Source organism: Alcaligenes sp. HNGD-HTN06, from assembly GCF_049932565.1.
GTDB lineage: Bacteria > Pseudomonadota > Gammaproteobacteria > Burkholderiales > Burkholderiaceae_B > Alcaligenes > Alcaligenes ammonioxydans.
Window position 1 is genome coordinate 1,550,998 of sequence record NZ_CP187782.1, and the last position, 16,912, is coordinate 1,567,909.

16 protein-coding genes are annotated in these 16,912 nt (G+C 56.9%); 2 read left to right on the plus strand and 14 right to left on the minus strand.

The window, feature by feature from the left end; translation table 11 throughout:
• Positions 1–6: 6 nt before the first annotated feature.
• From ACOZ42_RS07025 to ACOZ42_RS07055, 7 genes are all read right to left on the minus strand, one after another.
• Positions 7–1,530: a tripartite tricarboxylate transporter permease gene (locus ACOZ42_RS07025; protein ID WP_426345734.1), complete on the minus strand. Its 1,524-nt coding sequence runs from the start codon at positions 1,528–1,530 to the stop codon at positions 7–9.
• A 2-nt stretch (positions 1,531–1,532) separates the two neighbouring features.
• Positions 1,533–1,982, minus strand: coding sequence for a tripartite tricarboxylate transporter TctB family protein (locus tag ACOZ42_RS07030; RefSeq protein WP_426345735.1), 450 nt, complete (start codon positions 1,980–1,982; stop codon positions 1,533–1,535).
• A 122-nt stretch (positions 1,983–2,104) separates the two neighbouring features.
• Positions 2,105–3,487, minus strand: a complete 1,383-nt coding sequence (locus tag ACOZ42_RS07035) for an ATP-binding protein (protein ID WP_426345736.1) — start codon at positions 3,485–3,487, stop codon at positions 2,105–2,107.
• Complete coding sequence (locus tag ACOZ42_RS07040; protein ID WP_003801300.1) at positions 3,480–4,199, minus strand: response regulator transcription factor; 720 nt, start codon at positions 4,197–4,199, stop codon at positions 3,480–3,482. The genes ACOZ42_RS07035 and ACOZ42_RS07040 overlap by 8 nt, the downstream gene beginning before the upstream one ends.
• 228 nt (positions 4,200–4,427) lie before the next feature.
• Positions 4,428–4,892, minus strand: a complete 465-nt coding sequence (locus ACOZ42_RS07045) for an NUDIX hydrolase (protein ID WP_003801299.1) — start codon at positions 4,890–4,892, stop codon at positions 4,428–4,430.
• 259 nt (positions 4,893–5,151) lie between these two features.
• The gene (locus ACOZ42_RS07050) at positions 5,152–5,478 is read right to left on the minus strand and encodes a hypothetical protein (RefSeq protein ID WP_003801296.1); all 327 of its coding nucleotides are present in this window, start codon (positions 5,476–5,478) and stop codon (positions 5,152–5,154) included.
• 94 nt (positions 5,479–5,572) lie between these two features.
• Positions 5,573–7,090 (minus strand): CoA-acylating methylmalonate-semialdehyde dehydrogenase, encoded by a 1,518-nt coding sequence (locus ACOZ42_RS07055; protein ID WP_426345737.1) that lies wholly within the window; start codon positions 7,088–7,090, stop codon positions 5,573–5,575.
• A 497-nt stretch (positions 7,091–7,587) separates the two neighbouring features.
• Between ACOZ42_RS07055 and ACOZ42_RS07060 the strand changes: the two genes are divergently transcribed.
• A complete protein-coding gene (locus tag ACOZ42_RS07060) occupies positions 7,588–8,142 on the plus strand; it encodes a cytochrome b (RefSeq protein WP_059317729.1) in 555 nt (184 codons plus the stop codon).
• Positions 8,143–8,145: 3 nt separating this feature from the next.
• A complete protein-coding gene (locus ACOZ42_RS07065) occupies positions 8,146–9,078 on the plus strand; it encodes an NAD(P)H-dependent flavin oxidoreductase (protein ID WP_003801290.1) in 933 nt (310 codons plus the stop codon).
• 39 nt (positions 9,079–9,117) lie between these two features.
• Here the strand turns inward: ACOZ42_RS07065 and ACOZ42_RS07070 are convergent, their stop codons facing one another.
• The 7 genes from ACOZ42_RS07070 to ACOZ42_RS07100 all read right to left on the minus strand — a co-directional run bounded on the left by ACOZ42_RS07070 (position 9,118) and on the right by ACOZ42_RS07100 (position 16,908).
• Entirely contained in the window at positions 9,118–10,053 is a 936-nt protein-coding gene (locus tag ACOZ42_RS07070; protein ID WP_426345738.1) for a LysR substrate-binding domain-containing protein, read from the minus strand.
• Positions 10,054–10,447: 394 nt separating this feature from the next.
• The gene (locus tag ACOZ42_RS07075) at positions 10,448–12,073 is read right to left on the minus strand and encodes a CopD family protein (RefSeq protein WP_131071642.1); all 1,626 of its coding nucleotides are present in this window, start codon (positions 12,071–12,073) and stop codon (positions 10,448–10,450) included.
• 53 nt (positions 12,074–12,126) lie between these two features.
• The gene (locus tag ACOZ42_RS07080) at positions 12,127–12,663 is read right to left on the minus strand and encodes a YcnI family protein (RefSeq protein WP_003801280.1); all 537 of its coding nucleotides are present in this window, start codon (positions 12,661–12,663) and stop codon (positions 12,127–12,129) included.
• A gap of 62 nt (positions 12,664–12,725) precedes the next feature.
• Positions 12,726–13,142, minus strand: coding sequence for a DUF2946 domain-containing protein (locus ACOZ42_RS07085; protein WP_415302294.1), 417 nt, complete (start codon positions 13,140–13,142; stop codon positions 12,726–12,728).
• Between the two features lie 228 nt (positions 13,143–13,370).
• Complete coding sequence (locus tag ACOZ42_RS07090; protein ID WP_131071644.1) at positions 13,371–13,973, minus strand: ATP-dependent Clp protease proteolytic subunit; 603 nt, start codon at positions 13,971–13,973, stop codon at positions 13,371–13,373.
• 454 nt (positions 13,974–14,427) lie between these two features.
• Complete coding sequence (locus ACOZ42_RS07095) at positions 14,428–15,915, minus strand: surface lipoprotein assembly modifier (protein ID WP_426345739.1); 1,488 nt, start codon at positions 15,913–15,915, stop codon at positions 14,428–14,430.
• A gap of 117 nt (positions 15,916–16,032) precedes the next feature.
• Positions 16,033–16,908: a Slam-dependent surface lipoprotein gene (locus ACOZ42_RS07100; protein ID WP_257113323.1), complete on the minus strand. Its 876-nt coding sequence runs from the start codon at positions 16,906–16,908 to the stop codon at positions 16,033–16,035.
• Positions 16,909–16,912 lie beyond the last annotated feature (4 nt).

Sequence of the window (16,912 nt, forward strand, 5' to 3'; positions counted from 1 at the left end):
GCTCCACTAGGATGCTTTGGCCAGACCGCCCCATTTTTTCTGACGGTTCGCGCGCCAGAATGAGTAACTCAGTCCCAGCATCAGCAAGATGCAGGCGATGATAAAGACCATGCTGATCGGGCGCTCCAGAAAGATCATGGGGTCGCCGCGGGACAGCAGCAGGGCCCGGCGGAAGTTCTCTTCTACCATCGGCCCCAAGACAAAGCCCAGCAGCAAGGGGGCAGCTTCAAAGCGCAGGCGCATGAAGCCGTACCCCAGAATGCCAAACAGCAGCACGATGTTGACATCGAACAGGTTGTTGTTGGTGCTATAGACGCCCACGCACACAAAGAACAGGGCAGCGGGGTACAGGTACTTGAAAGGTACAGACAGCAGACGCACCCACATCCCGATCAGGGGCAGGTTCAGGATCAGCAGCAGGATGTTGCCCACCCAGAAGCTGGCAATCAGACCCCAGAACATATCGGCGTGTTCGACCACCATTTGTGGGCCGGGCTGGATGCCATGAATGATCAGTGCCCCCAGCATCAAGGCCATGACCGGATCGCCAGGAATGCCCAGGCTCAGGGTAGGAATGAAGCTGGTTTGGGTCGAGGCACTGGTGGCGGCTTCGGGCGACGCAATGCCTTCAATCGCACCCCGTCCAAAACGCTCTGGCTTCTTGGCGATTTTCTTTTCCGTGGCATAGGCAATAAAGGAGGCAATGGTCGGGCCTGTGCCGGGCAGGATTCCGAAGGCAGCGCCAATGGCCGTGCCGCGAACCAAAGCGCCCTTGGACTGCTTGATGTCGCCTTTTTCCGGGCGCAGGGAGCGGGTGGAGACTTTACCAATAGCCTTGGTATGGCCGCTATGGATCCGGTTGATGTTCTTGAGGAAGTCCGCAATACCGAACAGACCCATGGCCAGTGCCACAATCTGCAAGCCGTCCTGCAGCTCCGGAATATTGAGGTCAAAGCGCGACACACCGCTGTTTACGTCCGTCCCTACCACGCCAAAGATCAGCCCTATGACCACCATGGCCACGCCTTTGATGGCCGAGCCTTTCGCCAAGGTGGCCCCGGCCAGCAGTCCCAGCATCATCATGGAAAAATATTCGGCAGGGCCGAACTTGAAGGCCACATTGACCAGGGCTGGCGAGAACAGGATCATGGCCAAAATGCCGATCGTGGCTCCAAAAAAGGAGGACAACATCAACATGAACAGGGCTGAGCCGGCCTTGCCGTTGCGGGCCATGGGATTGCCATCCAAACAGGCCACCGCGTGTGAGGCGGTTCCGGGCAGGTTGAGCATGATGGAGGTGATGCCGCCGCCGTATTGGGAACCATAGTAAATTCCGGCCAGCATAATCAGGGCAGCCGTGGGCGTCATGGCGTAGGTCAGGGGCAGCAGGATGGAGATGGCGGCCAGTACGCCCATGCCGGGCAAAACACCGATCAGGTTCCCCATGAACACGCCAAAGACGGCCCACATCAGGTTGTCCAGTTGAAAGGCAACGCCAAAGCCGTGCATCAGGTTAGAGAGAATGTCCATGCCTAGCCCCACGTGAACAGGGGAAATTGCAGCTCCAGCCCCCAGGAGAAAATAAGCACACCCAGCAGCGTTACAAACACGGACAGCAGCAAAGCGGTGAGCCAGGAGTGCTCTTTGTCGCCCATGGCCGAGATGAACACCAGGGCGAAGGTGGCGGGAACCAGTCCGCCGTAGCGGCCCAGGATAATGAAGGCGATGATGCCACCCACAATGGCCAGCCAGCCTCGCCATTGCGGTGGGCCGTAATCTTCTTCCTGCTCCTGGTCGTGCGAGGCGGTCTCGACAAACAGGTACAGCGCGCCCAGCGCGATCATCACGATACCCAGCAGAAACGGGAAGTATCCCGGCCCCATGCGGGCCAGGCTGCCCAGGGAGTATTTCTGTCCCATCAGAACCGTCAAGACGCCCACCCCCACCATCAGCCCGACTGAGTAATATTTTTGTCTGCTCATGACCCTCCCCATTTCCGTAAAGCACGCATGATTTTTATAACTCCTGAAAAAGAGCGTTTAAAAATGAGGTTAGCTTAGCGGAGCAGAAGTTTGCTTAGGGTGACAGTTTCATTACCTTTTGGTCATGTTGGCGGTTGTGCAAAAGAGGGGGCGGGAAGCGCAATGGTAACTTTCAGGCCGGATTCTCCTTTTGAGAAAATCAGTTCGCCGCGATGTAATTCAACGATGGCCGAAACACTGCTTAATCCCAATCCAAATCCTTCGCTGTTATGATGGTAGCGGTAGAAATATTTGCTCACGTTCTCGTATTCACTTTCGGGTAAACCGGGGCCATCATCTTCAACACTAATCACAACAAGATGGCCGATTTTTCTTTCGATGCCGACGTTAACGTTTTTTCTGGCATATTTAATTGCGTTGTCCACGATATTGGCCAAGGCACTGGCTAAAAGATTGCTATCACCATTCAGGGTGACGGCATCAATTCTCTTTTTGTGCAGTCTGACCCCTTTTTCTTCCGCAATAAACTGGTACAGATCCAGAACGTCCTCCGCAATCTGCTCCAGGTTGCAGGCTTTAAAGCTTTGTCGGTGGACTCCGGCATTCAGTTCTGCAATCTGCAGCAGCTTGCCCAGCAGTACGCTCAGCTTCTCCACTTCTTCAATGGCTTCCTGTTGGGCCTGCTGGACGGGTGCCGGGACGCCGGGCAGGTTACGGGTCTCGCGCAGCTTGCCAACGATTCGGGTCAGTGGCGTGCGAATATTGTGGGCTACGGTATCGGAGATATGGCGGGCGCTTTGCATCAGGCTTTCAATCTTGTCCAGCATGCGGTTGATGTCGTGGTGGATCAGGCCAAAGATATCCTCGCTTTCGGAACTGATACGCTTGGAGATGTCGCCTGCACCTACTTGCTCCGTCAGCACACGGATGCGGCCGATGCGGTATTTCAGTTCGCTGCTAAAGACGTAGGCGCCCAGAATCACCAGCATCAAGGCGAGCATCATGGAGGTGAGGATGATGCGGCTCAGCATGGCACGCAGCTCGTTCAGGGTGCCCAGTTCGTGCCCAACTACCAGGGTTTCTCCGCCAGCCAATTTGGTGACGCGAACATTTCCTTCAGACAGGGCATCGATATGCTTGATCTGAACTTCCACCACCTGTTGCTCGGGCAGTTCGTTCAGGCCTGGAATCGCGTGGATATTGCCCACCAGTGTGTGCTTGTTCTCATCGAGCAGCAGGTAGATTTCCTGCCCCGAATCAATCCGGTCCGACAAGGTCAGTTCGATCATGCGCAAGACCTCTTCGCGTCCACCTACCTCATAGGCAATGCTCAGCCGCTGCACTGCAACGCTGATCTGGCGCAAGTGCTCGTCGCGCAAGGCACCAAAGACCTGAACGTAGAAAAAACCGATCAGAAACAAGGTGGTGAAGATGGCCAGTATGCTGTAGTTGAGCGTCAGCCGAAACGAGGTGGACTCCCAGAGCCGTTTCAGGAGCTCAATCATCGCTGCGTTTCAGCCTGATCCCGTCAACGCTAGCCTTGTCGCTGAGTACATAGCCGCGACCGCGTATCGTATGAATCAGAGGTGGAATGCCTTCCCTGTCCACTTTGCGCCGCAGGCGGCTGACCAGCACATCCACCACATTCGATTGCGGGTCGAAGTTGTAACCCCAGACCACTTCCAGCAGCATGGTGCGGGTCAGGATTTTGTGACTGTTCATCATCAGGTAGGACAGGAGTTTGATTTCGCGCGGTTGCAGCTCCAGCACGACCCCTGCGCGGGTGATTGTCTGTGTACGAATGTTCATCACCAGATCATCAATCTGCACACTTCTGATTTCTGCATTATCTGTGCTGCGGCGGATCAAGGCATGCAAGCGGGCAGCCAGCTCCTGAAAGGAAAAAGGCTTGATTAAATAATCATCCCCGCCCGCTTTTAAACCATCCACTTTGTCGTCCACTCCTGATAAAGCACTCAATACCAGAACGGGGACTTTTTTTCCTAATGATCGCAAGGTGAAAAGAATGGAAAGGCCATCTACATGATTGGGAAGCATGCGATCCAGAATAATGACGTCCCATATCTCTTTCATGGCATTTTCCAAACCGGATACGCCGTCGTGACTAGCGACAACCGAGTAGCCCAGTTCGGACAAACCATTTACCAAATAGCGGGCGTTGTCGCGGTCATCTTCGATTAATAAGCAATTCCACATATGACTTTCCATTTTTTAGAAACAGGCAATGACATCCATTTAAAAAAACGGATTGTTCGCAAGGCTTAAGGCGGATCATGAGTCAAACATGACAAAACGCTCATGTTTGGCGTCGGCGATGAAAAGAAAAAGGGATGGGCACCCGATCGCAAGCCATTCCGGATTATAGGAATAATTAGCCTGCGTATTAGAAGCGGGTAGACCGGTGCTGCAGAGGCTCAGTGTCGGTCAGGCAGTGCGGCAGGAGGCAGCCAGTGCCAATGCGCGGCGCGCGAGGCCACGTACATCAAGGCTGTGTGCCACCTCCAGCGCGTCCAGCTCGGCCTCGGTGAACCAGCGCGCGTCGAGTGCGTCATCGGCGGCTTGAGCGCTACCCGACTGCCACTGAAAGAGAACAGCGATAAGAATGAAATGTGGATAGCTTGGCGGGGTGGGGCTGGGTTCGCGGTCAAACACATCCAGGGCATCAAAGATGTGCAGGGCCTGACCCTGTACCCCAGTTTCTTCGCGCAGTTCACGATGCGCGGCGGCATGAATGGTTTCACCGGGACGGATTTTGCCGCCCGGGAATGCCCAGCGCCCAGCATCGGGCCGGTTGGCGCGGCGTATCAGTAAAATTCGGTCTTGATGAACGACGGCGGCCAGGGTGGCGGGAACCGGTCCCGTGGCAGGGGAAGCGGGATCAGCGGACAAGATAGCAACTCCAGGTCAAGGATGGCCTTCCTTGATCAAGCGGCGAGCAGATAGCGATCCGTTCCTTTGCTGGCATGACCCGGATCAAGCTCAGCCGGTCACTCTGCTTAGCAACAGGGACAGGCAGTTTTTCAGCCCGCTTCCCAGGGCCCCTCGATCATAAAGACGGTTTTTGACAGTATGACCTGGGCGAGTATACCTGCCTTTGCGTGACCCTTGCTCCCTGCGCCCTGGCCCTGACCCGCATGCCCACGACGGACTACGCATCGCTGGCAAGCTGGGCTTGAATGAGTAGATCAGCCAGTTGTTGGCGGGCAGACGTCCACCGTCCAAGCACGGTGTCCTCGCCCACGCTAGGATTCAGTACATCCTGTATGGCCTGTAGCAGACAGGTGCTTGTCATGGGATCGAGCTCAGGCAGGACGGGCAGGGCCTTATGCAGCTTGCTGGTCCAGGGGGCCTGGGATTCTGCAAGGGGGCAGGTACGCAGCAACAAGGCATACAGATGGATGGCCAGGGCGTCACCACCTGTTTCCAATAGGCAAGCGGTGGTCTTGATGAGGTCGCGTTGATCGTCAGTCAGCATATGCAGGGGCAGGGGAGAGGGACGGCAAAGTCGGTGGCAGCCACGGAACGCATGGGGCGTTCGCTTGTTGAACCCTAAAAGGTGGCTGTGGTGCTCATTGCGTAGTGGGCATGACAAATTGCGCGCCTTTGGCGATGCGTTCCGGCCAGCGCTGCATGATGGATTTTTGCCGGGTGTAAAAGCGCACCCCTTCTTCTCCATACGCATGCATATCGCCATACAGGCTCTTTTTCCAGCCGCCAAAGCCGTGCCAGGCCATTGGCACAGGCAAAGGCACATTAATTCCCACCATGCCGACTTGAATGCGGCGCGCGAACTCGCGGGCTACATGACCCTCGCGCGTAAAGCAGGCTACGCCATTGCCGAACGCGTGGGCATTGACCCGTTCTATGGCTTGCTCAAGGTTCGCCACCCGCATGCAGCCCAGTACCGGCCCGAAGATTTCCTCTTGGTAAATACGCATCTCAGGAGTCAGACCGTCGAATAAGGTGCCGCCCATCCAGAAGCCGTCCTCGCAGCCTGGTCCCGCTTCACTGCCTTGAAAGTGGCGGCCGTCGACCAGCAGTCGGGCACCTTCCTGTACGCCCAGTGCGATGTAGTGGGCAATGCGTTCGTAAGCGGCACGGCTTATGAGGGGGCCCATTTCGGCGGCCGGGTTTTCGCCATTTAGCACCTTCAAGGCTTGCGTGCGCTCGACGAGTTTGGGGATGAGCCGGTCGGCCACATCCCCCACCAATATGGCTACGCTGATGGCCATGCAGCGCTCGCCCGCCGAACCGAAGCCGGCACCGATCAGTGCGTCCACCGCCTGATTGATATCGGCATCGGGCATCACCACCATATGGTTTTTGGCACCACCCAGCGCCTGCACTCGTTTGCCATGACGAGCGCCCGCTTCGTAAATGGCGTGGGCGATCGGCGTCGAGCCTACAAAGCTGATGGCCTGCACCAGCGGGTGTTCCAGCAGCGCGTCAACCGCTTCCTTGTCGCCTTGCACCACATTGAATACCCCATCGGGCAGACCCGCCTGTTTGAACAACTGGGCGATCAAGAGCGAGGGACTGGGGTCGATCGGACTGGGTTTGAGAACAAAGGTGTTTCCGGCGGCAATGGCCAGCGGAAACATCCACATGGGCACCATGACGGGAAAGTTGAACGGGGTCACACCCGCCACGACGCCCAGAGCTTGGCGTACCGTCCAGTTATCGATATGGCTTGATACCTGTTCGGTGTAATCGCCTTTCAGCAGTTGCGGGATGCTGCAGGCGAACTCCACGATTTCAATGCCGCGAGCCACTTCACCTTGGGCATCGCTGAAGACCTTGCCATGCTCGGCGGTAATCAGGTGGGCCAACTTGTCCTTATGCTCGTTCAGCAGTTGCAAAAACTTAAACAGGATTCGGGCGCGGCGGATAGGTGGGGTGTCCGCCCAGCCGGGGAAGGCGCTTGCAGCGGCCTGAACTGCCTTATCCACCTCGGCAGCGGTGGCCAAGACGACCTGAGCGCTAACGGCGCCGGTGGCGGGATTGCAGACGTCCAGATGACGGCCGGAGGTGCCCGGCACGCGCTGGCCGTTGATGTAGTGGTCAATAAGGGCGACAGGATGAGTCATGCAGTCAGTCTCTTGGAGGGGGCGTTGTAAAGCAGCATTAGCAACTCCTAAGATAGGTGACTATAAGAATCATGTAAAATGATGAATAATGAATTTATAAATCATTAATAGTGAATAACAAGCACTACGTTCAACGCAGGCTTGCGATGAGCCGAGGCGTTACTCGTCAGGACCGTGGCTTATGCCAGTTAAACCTGGGCGATAGATGCGGTGACGCCTGACTCGTTGGCCGTCGCCTCATGACAGGGTATAAAGATTAAATAAATCATAAATAAAGATTGGTCCTATCAGGTTTTATCATTTTACTTGATGATTGATTGTGTCTATCTTAGCGGCGTGCGGACGGTGACCCGTTCCAGAGCAAGGGCCTTGGCGGGCCCGTCGCTCACTTCTTTGCAAGCCGCGCGGCATTGGCCAGCGCTCACGCGTATCGCCCGGCTTACGGTGTGTGTGCTAGGACAGGAGAGGGTCTTCAGTGCTTTTTCAAGGAGGTCGTCATGCAGTTGCGCGACAACGGACTCAGGTTCTCGCCCATTACGATTGTGCTGCACTGGCTGGTCGCAGCCTTACTGCTGTCTATCCTGGGGTTGGAGGTGGCAATGGCCCGAACCGCGGCCCAGGCCTCGTCTGCCCGACTGGAGCCGATACAGAATCTGTTGGGGCTGATGCTCTTTCTGATCTCGGCTTATCGATTCTGGGCCAGGGTGAGCTCGCCTCATCCTTTACCCTTGGGCTCGCCCACGCCGGTACAAGTGATTGTGTCCCGCTCGGTGGCCACCGCCCTGGCATTGGCGATGGTGCTGCTGCCGCTAGCCGTCTGGCTGTCCCGCGCAGCGGCCGGCGTGGGAATTGAGCTGCCCGGTGGCTTGATGCTCCCGGCTCCGATCGGCCCGAGCAAGCCGCTCAAGGCGGTGCTGGACGCTTTGTTCAACATTGGGGCGACGGCTTTTGTGGCGGGGCTTGCTCTACATCTGTTTGGCGCGTTCAGAAACCACCTTGTGCTGAAGAATCAGACCTTGCGCCGCATGTTGGGCAGACAGGTGGAGTTGTGAATCATGGGTGATACAAAACAGACTTTTGCAGGCAATGTCATCACAGACATGTGCGGGGTAGCGTATCCGATTGTTCTGGCGGGCATGGCCGCGATTTCGGGGCCTAAACTGGTGGCCGCGGTAGCAAATGCGGGCGGGGTGGGAGTGTTGGGAGGCTTGCGTCTGGCTCCCAAGGTGCTGCGCGAGTGGCTGCGGGAAACCAGAGGTCTGACCGACAGACCGTTTGGTGTCAATATCGTGCCCCAGTTTGGTGGACCGGCTGTGTTTGAGGCCCAGTTTCAGGTGATTCTTCAGGAGCGGCCCCGACTATTGTCCTTGTTTTATGCCGAGGATGCTGGTGCTGACCTGATTGCCCGCGCCAAAGATGCGGGCATGATCGTCATGGTGCAAACCGGCACGGTGGCTCTAGCCCGTCAAGCGATTGCACAGGGAGCCGATATTGTGGTTGCCCAGGGCAGTGAGAGTGGAGGGCATTTGAATCGTGGCACGGTGGGCTTGATGTCCTTGCTGCCTGCGATTATCGACGTTGCACACGGTTGTCCCGTTCTGGCGGCGGGCGGCATCACGACAAGTCAGGATGTGCGGGCTGCCATGAGCCTGGGCGCGTCGGGGGTGCTGGCAGGTACTGCTTTTTTGGCCAGCGAGGAATCCAATGCGCACCCACTCTACAAACACAGAATTCTGGAGGCAGGTACGGACGATACGGAGTATCGCACTGGTTACTCCTTTGGCTGGCCCTATGGGACGCCGCATCGGGTGATACCCAACCGGGACAGGTGGAATCTGTTGCGTCTGATCGGGGGCGGTGCCAGGGCGATTGATCAGGACAGCGTGGCCAGGAAACTGTCTTTGTATGCCGGTCAGGGGGTGGGCAAAATCCATCGTATTATGCCGGCTGCAGAGCGCGTGGCGGAACTGGCACGGGGCCTGTCCTGAGGCTTTACGGGCAGATGGTTGTGGGAAGGCTGCGCAAGCTCAGCCTTGGGACTGGTGGGGCTGATCGAGGCGTTCGGCCTGGTTTTGCATTGATTTGGGTAATTGGGCGAACTGTGTGTGCGCCAGGGCGAGAAAACTGCGTAGAGCCGAGCTGGGTAGGGTATCCGAACGACGGATGAACACGGTTTTCACCCGGGCTACCTGCGGCGGCAGCTCATGACATTGGATAGGCAGGTGCATGCTGCGGGTTTGGGCAATCGCCTTCGGTAGTAAGCTGATGCCCATGCCCGAGGCCACGCAGGACAGAATGCCGTCCAGGGTGCCCATTTCCATGATCTGATCGGGGACCAGGCCCGCTTGATGGAGCCAGTGTTCCAGCGTAGAGCGGTAAAAGCACCCGGTCCTAAAGACCAGCACGGTTTGCTGGGTGATCTGTTCGATGAGCTCAGAGAGGGAGGGGATGGCCTTGCTGCTGAGCAGAACCAGTTCCTCTTCAAAGACTTCTTCTTGTGACAAGGCAGGATTGTGATGGAGTCCGCCTACAAAGGCGCCGTCCAATTGGTGACTTTCAATCGCTTTGATGAGTTCGGCCGTGGTGCCGGTTTGCAAGGACAGTTGAACCTGGGGATAGTGTTCGCGGTACTGAATCAGTAATGGCGGCAAGCGTATGGCAGCTGTAGTTTCCATGGAGCCCAGGCGTAGCAGGCCGCGTGGCGTGCCCGTGTCCTGCAAGGCGGCGCGGCTTTCATTGGTCAGTTGCAAGATCCGCTGGGCGTACGTTAGAAAAGTACGCCCCGCCGCTGTCAGTACCACCCCGCTTTTCTGGCGTATGAACAGTTGCTGCCCCAGCTCGGCCTCCAGCTCCTTGACCCGCATGGTGACATTGGACTGCACAGTATGTACTTTCTGGGCGGCAGCGGTAAAGCTGCCCTGTTCGGCCACAGCACAAAAAATCTGTAACTGGCGCATTTCCATACCGACTTCTCCATCATTAAAAATGATGCCTGGTTTTTTGTTTCATCACTTTATGGTATCCATGCGCGACCGTAAAGAGGTCCTTCAACGCGGATTGCGGTCAGGGAGAGACTTGATGGTACCAAGTACACAGCAATCAGGTACGCGATATTCTGCCCGATCATCCCAATAAGATACAGGTTGCGAGCCCCGCGAGCGTAGGGCTGGCCAGACGGGGTCATACTGGGTCAGTTCCCTAGCTGTGATGAACAAGCTCAGTCTGCCCTAAGCGCTAGGGTGGCGGCCTTGGCCGCCCTCAAGATACTGGATTTGCTGGCGCGAAGGGCAGTGCGAGATTCTTGGCTATGTGCGTTTGTGCAGTCCCGCTGGAAATGGCACATGGGCGGAGCGCGGTTCAGTGCGTCTGCAGATTCAACGTGCCGTCCAGATTGATGCGTTCAAAGTCAGAGACCAATACCTGAATGCGAATATTCCAACTGGCCAGATGAGGCAGTTCAATCGGGTTGACCAGCCACTGGCCCTGCAAGGTAGGGGCAGCCGGAAAAGTAATGGAGGCGATACCGGCCTGCGGGTTGCTGAACGTCACCTCGACCTCTTGGGCTTGAAGGGGGATGAAACCGGGCTGGTGCAAGGTGATGGTCAGGGTGGGTCGGGAGGTAGCCGTGGCTGGGAGATACACCAGATCCGCCATGCCTGTTTCGGTTCGGATATGACTGGCAATGCCGGGCGCGACCCACTGGGCCAGGGACCGGGGAGGTGGGGTAAAACGCCACAAGGCGACGACGGCCAGGATCAGCACGGCCAGCGCGTATTCCAGACGGATCACTCTTTGCAGGGCGTAGCGCGCTCCTTCGCGCTTTTGCATCACGGCCGGGCTCAAGCGATAGCGGTTGTATGCACCCAGGGCCAGCAAAAACGCGACCAGAACCAGCTTGGCGATCAGGACCTGACCATATCGGCTTTCCCAGAGCGAGGCGAGCTGATCGAATTGCACGTAGATCAAGGCCACGCCGCTTAGGGTCAGCACCAGCAAGATGCGGGGAATCCAGTGCGAGAACCACCTTAACAGGTGGGGCGGTTTGTCGTGCCTGAGCGCACAGACCAGCGGCAGGAAGGAGCCCACCCACAGTGTCAGTGCCACTCCATGGAGCCAGACGCTGGGCCGCGAGAGCCAAGTGGGACTGGCTGTACTGGCATGGCCGCTGGAAGCCAGCGAGGCTCCCAATAGAACGAGGGCCGCGACGGCCAGCCATGGCTGGGCAGTGGTCCAGACTGCTTTCCAGGAAAGGGCCGCACCAATCAGAGCCATCCAGCCCAGCAGCACTGCCAGGCCCATGGAGCTGGATACACCGGCTGTCCAGGGCTGGGGCTGTAACAGTGCAGAGAGCGGCAAATCCAGGGCATCGATACCCACCAGGCCCAGAGTCAGCAACAAGGCAGTGGCGCCCACGGCGAACAGAACGGGAAGCCAGTGTCGATGACGGGCAAATGCCCCCTGGGGCGTCGGGCTCAGCGTTTGGTAGACCAGCCCTCCTATCCCTGTGAACAGACTCACATAAGCCACGAATCGGGCCAGCCAGATCAGACCATTTCGCAGGGGATGGCTGTGGGGTGTGGACGTCAGATTGGTGCCTGGTGTGCCAATGGAAAACGTCAGGATTCCGCCAACGGGGTGGCCGTCGGCGGAAATCACCCGCCAGCTCAGGCCGTAGTTGCCTTTGGCCGACAAGGTTGGCAAGGCCAGCTCCAGTCTCTGTTCGTGTGTGACGACGTTCGTGAGCGTCTCGACGGTGCCGTCAGGGCGAATTAATTTGAGCAGCAAGGGTGCCACGGGCTCATTGAAGCGCAAACTGGCGGTTTGCGGGGCCTGCATCAGAATCGTGCCGCTGGCGGGTTTGCTATCCACCAGGGCTGCATGAGCATGCAGTACGGGCGACCAGACCAACAGCAAGAGCAGCACCATCAGCCCTGAGACCAAGGCAAGCCCGCCTGCACGCCCTTGCTGAGTTTGCGTTTGCATAAAATTCTCCTTCAGGCGGATGCGCCCGATCCGTTCGCATCCGCTACCTGGGCTTACGGTTTGGGCAATAGCTGCAATGCCGGCGCGGGGGCGTCCGAATGATCTTTTGTCGGTCGTGAACCGGACTCAGTCTGATCGATCCAGCGCTCCAGTCCTTGCTCACATTCCTGAACGACCGGGAAATGGAGCGTGCTGTTGGGTTGGAGTTCGTCGCTCAAATAGCTGATGAAGACAAATTCGTCGTAATGATCGTCTGGCAATGGGCCACCAGCCCAAATCACTTCCTGGACCCCCGAGCTGACTTTGGCGCCCCAACGGGTGTAGCTTTGCGTGTAATCACCCTTCACGGTTTCCAGTGTCCAACCGGCCTTGGGCTGGGGTTTGACGCCCACTACACCGTCGGGAACACGGACACGGATTTTGGTGGTGGCAGAGCCTTTGCAGCCATGCGGAACCGTCAGAATGGCCTTATAGCTGCTGCCCACGGGGGCTTGCTCGGTGAGCAGTGAAATGTGGGCAACAGCGCCCGAAGCGAACAGCATCGCTGCCATGCCCGCAATGGCACGGGAAGACGTGGAAAAAATCGACATTAAAAACCTCGGCTGGATAGAAAAGTGCAAACCGTCACGGAACGGGGAAACCATCGGCGAGGCTAAAAGGGTGGGGCGCGTGAGCCTAAGGGCGGGCCTTGTGCCAGTAACGGCGACCAGGCCCGATGCGTATCGTCCAGCAACACGGCCCGATACCGAATCAGATTATGTAGAGCCGGTGCATCCAGGGCAGGCAGTAAAGCGGCAGAAACCGCCATGCCAAAGGGGCAGTCCTGCTCAGGGTGAGGCGTGTCGGGGTCTGCCTGGCCCTCTTGGTCGAACAGATCAATCCAGAGCGTAGGGGTGGAATGGCTTGCCGTACAAAAGGTAATGGCAAAGCCCTTGCTGTGGGACGGACTGGCAGGCATATAGCCGGCCGGGATAAAGGCGCGACCCACGTAAGCCAGCACAGCCAGGCAAAACAGAATTTGCCAGACTCCGAGCTTGCGACAAACGAGACGAGGACCCAGGGCGCGCATGGGCAAAAGTATATTATAAAATACACAGCGGCCTGATGAGGTCTGTGTCAGCTATAAGGCACCAAATTTCAACGTGTCCTCACGGGGCTGCTTGATGAGGGGCAGGGTTCGCGGCCAGGATACCTGAGTCTGTAGAGCATCCTGGTGTGTGGGCGAGGGGCCTGATACGGCATCGCGGTAGGAAATGTCCGCAACACGCACTCCCCGTCCCGCAGGGCGGGGAGGGGTTTACGCTTGAGAGGGCAGCAGCTCGTTACGGCGTTCGATAATGCGCGAGATCAGGCCATATTCAATGGCTTCCTCGGCACTCATCCATTTGTCACGTTCGATATCGTCACGTACACGCTCGATAGGCTGGCCGGTTTCACGGGCAATCACTTGAGCGATACGTTCGCGCGCTTTCATGATTTCTTGCGCTTGAATGGCCATATCGCTGGCCTGACCGCCGGCGCCACCACTGGGCTGGTGAATCAGAAAACGGGTTTGGGGCAGGCAAACACGACGCTCGCGAGCCGCACCGAGGAACAGGTGGGTAGCGGCACTGCCGACCCAACCCGTCCCGACCATGGTGACAGGCGAGGAAATAAAACGCACTACATCATGGATGGCATCGCCCGATTCCAGATGGCCGCCGGGCGAGGACACGATCATGGTGATAGGGGCGGTGGACTCCGCATCCAGAGCCAGCAGCTTGCGCACGGTTTCCGAGGCGAGTTTGTCCGTGATGGTGCCAAAGACCAGCACTGTGCGGGCGCGGAAGGCTTTTTCTTCCAGGAAAGCGCTGTGTTGAGAGTTGCTGTCAGAGCTGGTTTCTTTTTCTTGGCCAAACATGGGAAAGACTCCAAGGGGTAAGTGGTCTGTCTGCTAAGGAAAATCGATTGCTCGACTATATCCCGGCTGATGGTCTGCGGGTTTTTTGCGCGGCGCTTTGTGTGGTTTTTGGTATCGGGCCACAGGGGACACCATTGCGCTTGGCATAAGCGACCCGCAAGCAGCGCGGTGTGCCTTGCAAAGCAGTTCATGGTCGCATGCTTGTGGGCGTCTTGATCGCAAGAACAAGCCCTGATTATTCTTCCTTTCCGATTCGCTTGACGGCTAAGACCGCTGGGCACGCCATGGCTTGGCGATGAGCCCTTGCATCAAATTGTGGAGGGGTGATGGCAAAGCCTTTCTGTTGCACGTGGGGCGAGGCTTGCCGTTCAAAAACGATATCGTTCCGCTCACTTCTCAGTGCTCACCTGAAGGGCGAAAAGAGGGGATGCGATAAGTCCAACGGAACTTTGGTTTAAAACCGCTTTTCCATCTTCAGCGCGACTTCGGTTTGCTTGTATTTGAAAGCCCAGTCGATGTTGCTGTTGTTGAAGGTGTGCTTCAGATACAGATTGGGCGTAATGCCTTGGAACGCAAAGCGTGGCATGCCCACGTTCAGGATATAAATCTGCTGGCGGTCCTTGCGCAGCCCACCCAGGAACAAGTCTTGGGCATCGTGACGGGTCTGCCGGTACAGTGCCGTGGCGTTGATGTTAAAGCCTGCATCAAAGGCCCTGTAAATTCCCAGGTTCGCCATATAGCTGCGGCTTTGCGCGGTTTGCTGAGACTGCAGATTGCGGGTGTAATTCAGGCCCCCGTAGACTACGGTTTTGGCGTCAATCAGATACGAGCCGTACAAGCCTATCTGGTTCTCTTTGACGCCTTCAAAGTACTGCCGTAAATCGCCTTTGTAGGACAGGCTCTTATGCTGGGCATTCACGCCTACTTGCAGCCTGTCGCTAAGATTGTGCTTCCAGTCCACGCGCCCGCCCCAGGACTGATAGCTGGTGCGACGGTTGGTGTAATTGTTCTCGAACAAGGGCGTAATCGACAGATCGTTTTTAGCGTCCTGATAGTTGTAGCCCGCGTAAATAATGCTGGTGTTGTCGCTGTAATAAATATTCTTGGGCTCGGCTTCCTTGTGCTTGTCGTAGAGATTGCCGTAGCTCAGGCCGCGCAGTAGTAGGTTGTGGTTGCCGCTTAGCTGGAAACGCCGGTTCAAGGTCAGGTCGTAGACCATGGCGGTGGATTTGACCGGGTCCGGCATCTTGCGCACCGACGGAAAGCACCCAAAGAAATAGCAGGTAAAGAAGGTGTCTTGCTGGCCGTTTTCTTTGTTGATATTGCTGTTGTAGCCCAAGCCAATCGAGGCGGAACCGTGCCAGGCATTGCGGTCCTGCAAGGCACCCTGGAAGCCTTCAATTACGGGCCGTACTTCATCAGGAATACCGGCAGAGGAAATCTGGCTGAACAGCTCCTTGGCTTCGCTGGATTGATAGTCCTCGAACAGTACTCGGGCCAGCTCCAGTTTGGCGCGCATCATATTGGGATCGCTTTCCTGAGCCTGGCGCAGCTTGCTGATCGCCAGGCTGTGATTATCCTTGCTACGGGCCACCATCCCTTGAGCCATCAGCACTAGGGCAGGGTTGTGGCCGGGCAGCTCCTGATACTTTTCTACAAACTGATCCACCTTGGCCCACTGCTGCAGATTGATGGCGACATAAATGGCTGGCTCCAGATCGGTCAGTGTGGCATCGACGCTATAGGTTGTGCCGTTGATGGTGATCAGGGCCGATGGGTCCACATCGGGCGGGGTTTCTTCCACTAAATGGGAGCGCTCGCGTTCGTTCAGATTGCGGTCGATTTGATTCAGAAGCCGGCGCGTATCGTCGTCGTTGGCTTGCACCGCGCTGGATGCCATGGCCAGCAGCAGGCACAAAAGGGGAAGGGCTCGCCCATGCATGAATGAAAACCTTGCAAGAAAAAGGGGAGATATGGACGCAGGGTCCGGAGAGAAAGGGGATCGAGCCTGTCGATCCCCCTTTTCTTATGACAACACTAGCGTGTTGTCAGAGGCGGATTACTGTTTTGCACCGCCGAAGGCCATGTCGTTGGCACCGTTGGCAGGGTTGTAGTAGATGCCTGCCAAGGCGTCAGCGGCTGCGCCGTAGAACTGGCCTTTGATTTCCGCCGAGTTGGTGAAGGTTTTATCGAAGGTGCCATTGGAGTGAATAGTGGTACCCGTGAAAGTGATACCTCCAAGGCTACCAGCCAGCGTGCCGCTGCCGCCGCCGTAATTTGCGGTCAACGTGCTGCTGAAGACACCGCCGTTGGTAGCAGGGTCAAACTTGCGTACACCCACTACATTGTATTTCACGTCGACCAGGTTAGGCATGGCCGTAGTTGGGTTTTCACCTGTGTAGAACACGGTGCGATCAGCATGGTTCATATTCAGATCGGTGCTGCTACCTTGGCTTGGGTTGGCTACACGTGGAGCCCACTCACCAAAATACACTTCTTGCCCCGGAACCTTGGCAACGACTTCACCACCAAAGTGCGGGTAATTCTCCAAGGGGGTGTTCATTTGGCGGTAGGCGTAGATTTGGGTACCAGCACCTACACCGCTGCTAATCGTGTGGCGCCAAGTCTCGGAGATTTTGGTGCCAACGGGCATTTCAATGTAGCCATGTCCGTCTACATTACCCAGAACGGTGTTCGTTTGCCAAATGGGACCGCTTTTAAAGCTCACCACACCCGATTGTTTGGTGGCGTCATATGGGTCAGTACCTGGCATGGAGATACCAGCTTCGCCTTGAGCCATCATTGTGGACGGCTTATCCGCCACTACAAATGCTTTCGAGGAGCCACCAGCTACCGGGGCAGCGAAGCTGCTGGCGGAGGCCAGCAGGAAAGCCGAAACAATAGCCAGTTTTTGTACATTCAGACTTGCTTTCATTACG

Coding starts and splice junctions, on each gene's coding strand:
- ACOZ42_RS07035 (WP_426345736.1), bottom strand. CDS start 3,487: ATGATTGAGCTCCTGAAACGGCTCTGGGAGTCCACCTCGTTTCGGCTG.
- ACOZ42_RS07030 (WP_426345735.1), bottom strand. CDS start 1,982: ATGAGCAGACAAAAATATTACTCAGTCGGGCTGATGGTGGGGGTGGGC.
- ACOZ42_RS07085 (WP_415302294.1), bottom strand. CDS start 13,142: ATGCGCGCCCTGGGTCCTCGTCTCGTTTGTCGCAAGCTCGGAGTCTGG.
- ACOZ42_RS07070 (WP_426345738.1), bottom strand. CDS start 10,053: ATGGAAATGCGCCAGTTACAGATTTTTTGTGCTGTGGCCGAACAGGGC.
- ACOZ42_RS07050 (WP_003801296.1), bottom strand. CDS start 5,478: ATGCTGACTGACGATCAACGCGACCTCATCAAGACCACCGCTTGCCTA.
- ACOZ42_RS07065 (WP_003801290.1), top strand. CDS start 8,146: ATGGGTGATACAAAACAGACTTTTGCAGGCAATGTCATCACAGACATG.
- ACOZ42_RS07075 (WP_131071642.1), bottom strand. CDS start 12,073: ATGCAAACGCAAACTCAGCAAGGGCGTGCAGGCGGGCTTGCCTTGGTC.
- ACOZ42_RS07090 (WP_131071644.1), bottom strand. CDS start 13,973: ATGTTTGGCCAAGAAAAAGAAACCAGCTCTGACAGCAACTCTCAACAC.
- ACOZ42_RS07100 (WP_257113323.1), bottom strand. CDS start 16,908: ATGAAAGCAAGTCTGAATGTACAAAAACTGGCTATTGTTTCGGCTTTC.
- ACOZ42_RS07055 (WP_426345737.1), bottom strand. CDS start 7,090: ATGACTCATCCTGTCGCCCTTATTGACCACTACATCAACGGCCAGCGC.
- ACOZ42_RS07095 (WP_426345739.1), bottom strand. CDS start 15,915: ATGCATGGGCGAGCCCTTCCCCTTTTGTGCCTGCTGCTGGCCATGGCA.
- ACOZ42_RS07025 (WP_426345734.1), bottom strand. CDS start 1,530: ATGGACATTCTCTCTAACCTGATGCACGGCTTTGGCGTTGCCTTTCAA.
- ACOZ42_RS07040 (WP_003801300.1), bottom strand. CDS start 4,199: ATGTGGAATTGCTTATTAATCGAAGATGACCGCGACAACGCCCGCTAT.
- ACOZ42_RS07060 (WP_059317729.1), top strand. CDS start 7,588: ATGCAGTTGCGCGACAACGGACTCAGGTTCTCGCCCATTACGATTGTG.
- ACOZ42_RS07080 (WP_003801280.1), bottom strand. CDS start 12,663: ATGTCGATTTTTTCCACGTCTTCCCGTGCCATTGCGGGCATGGCAGCG.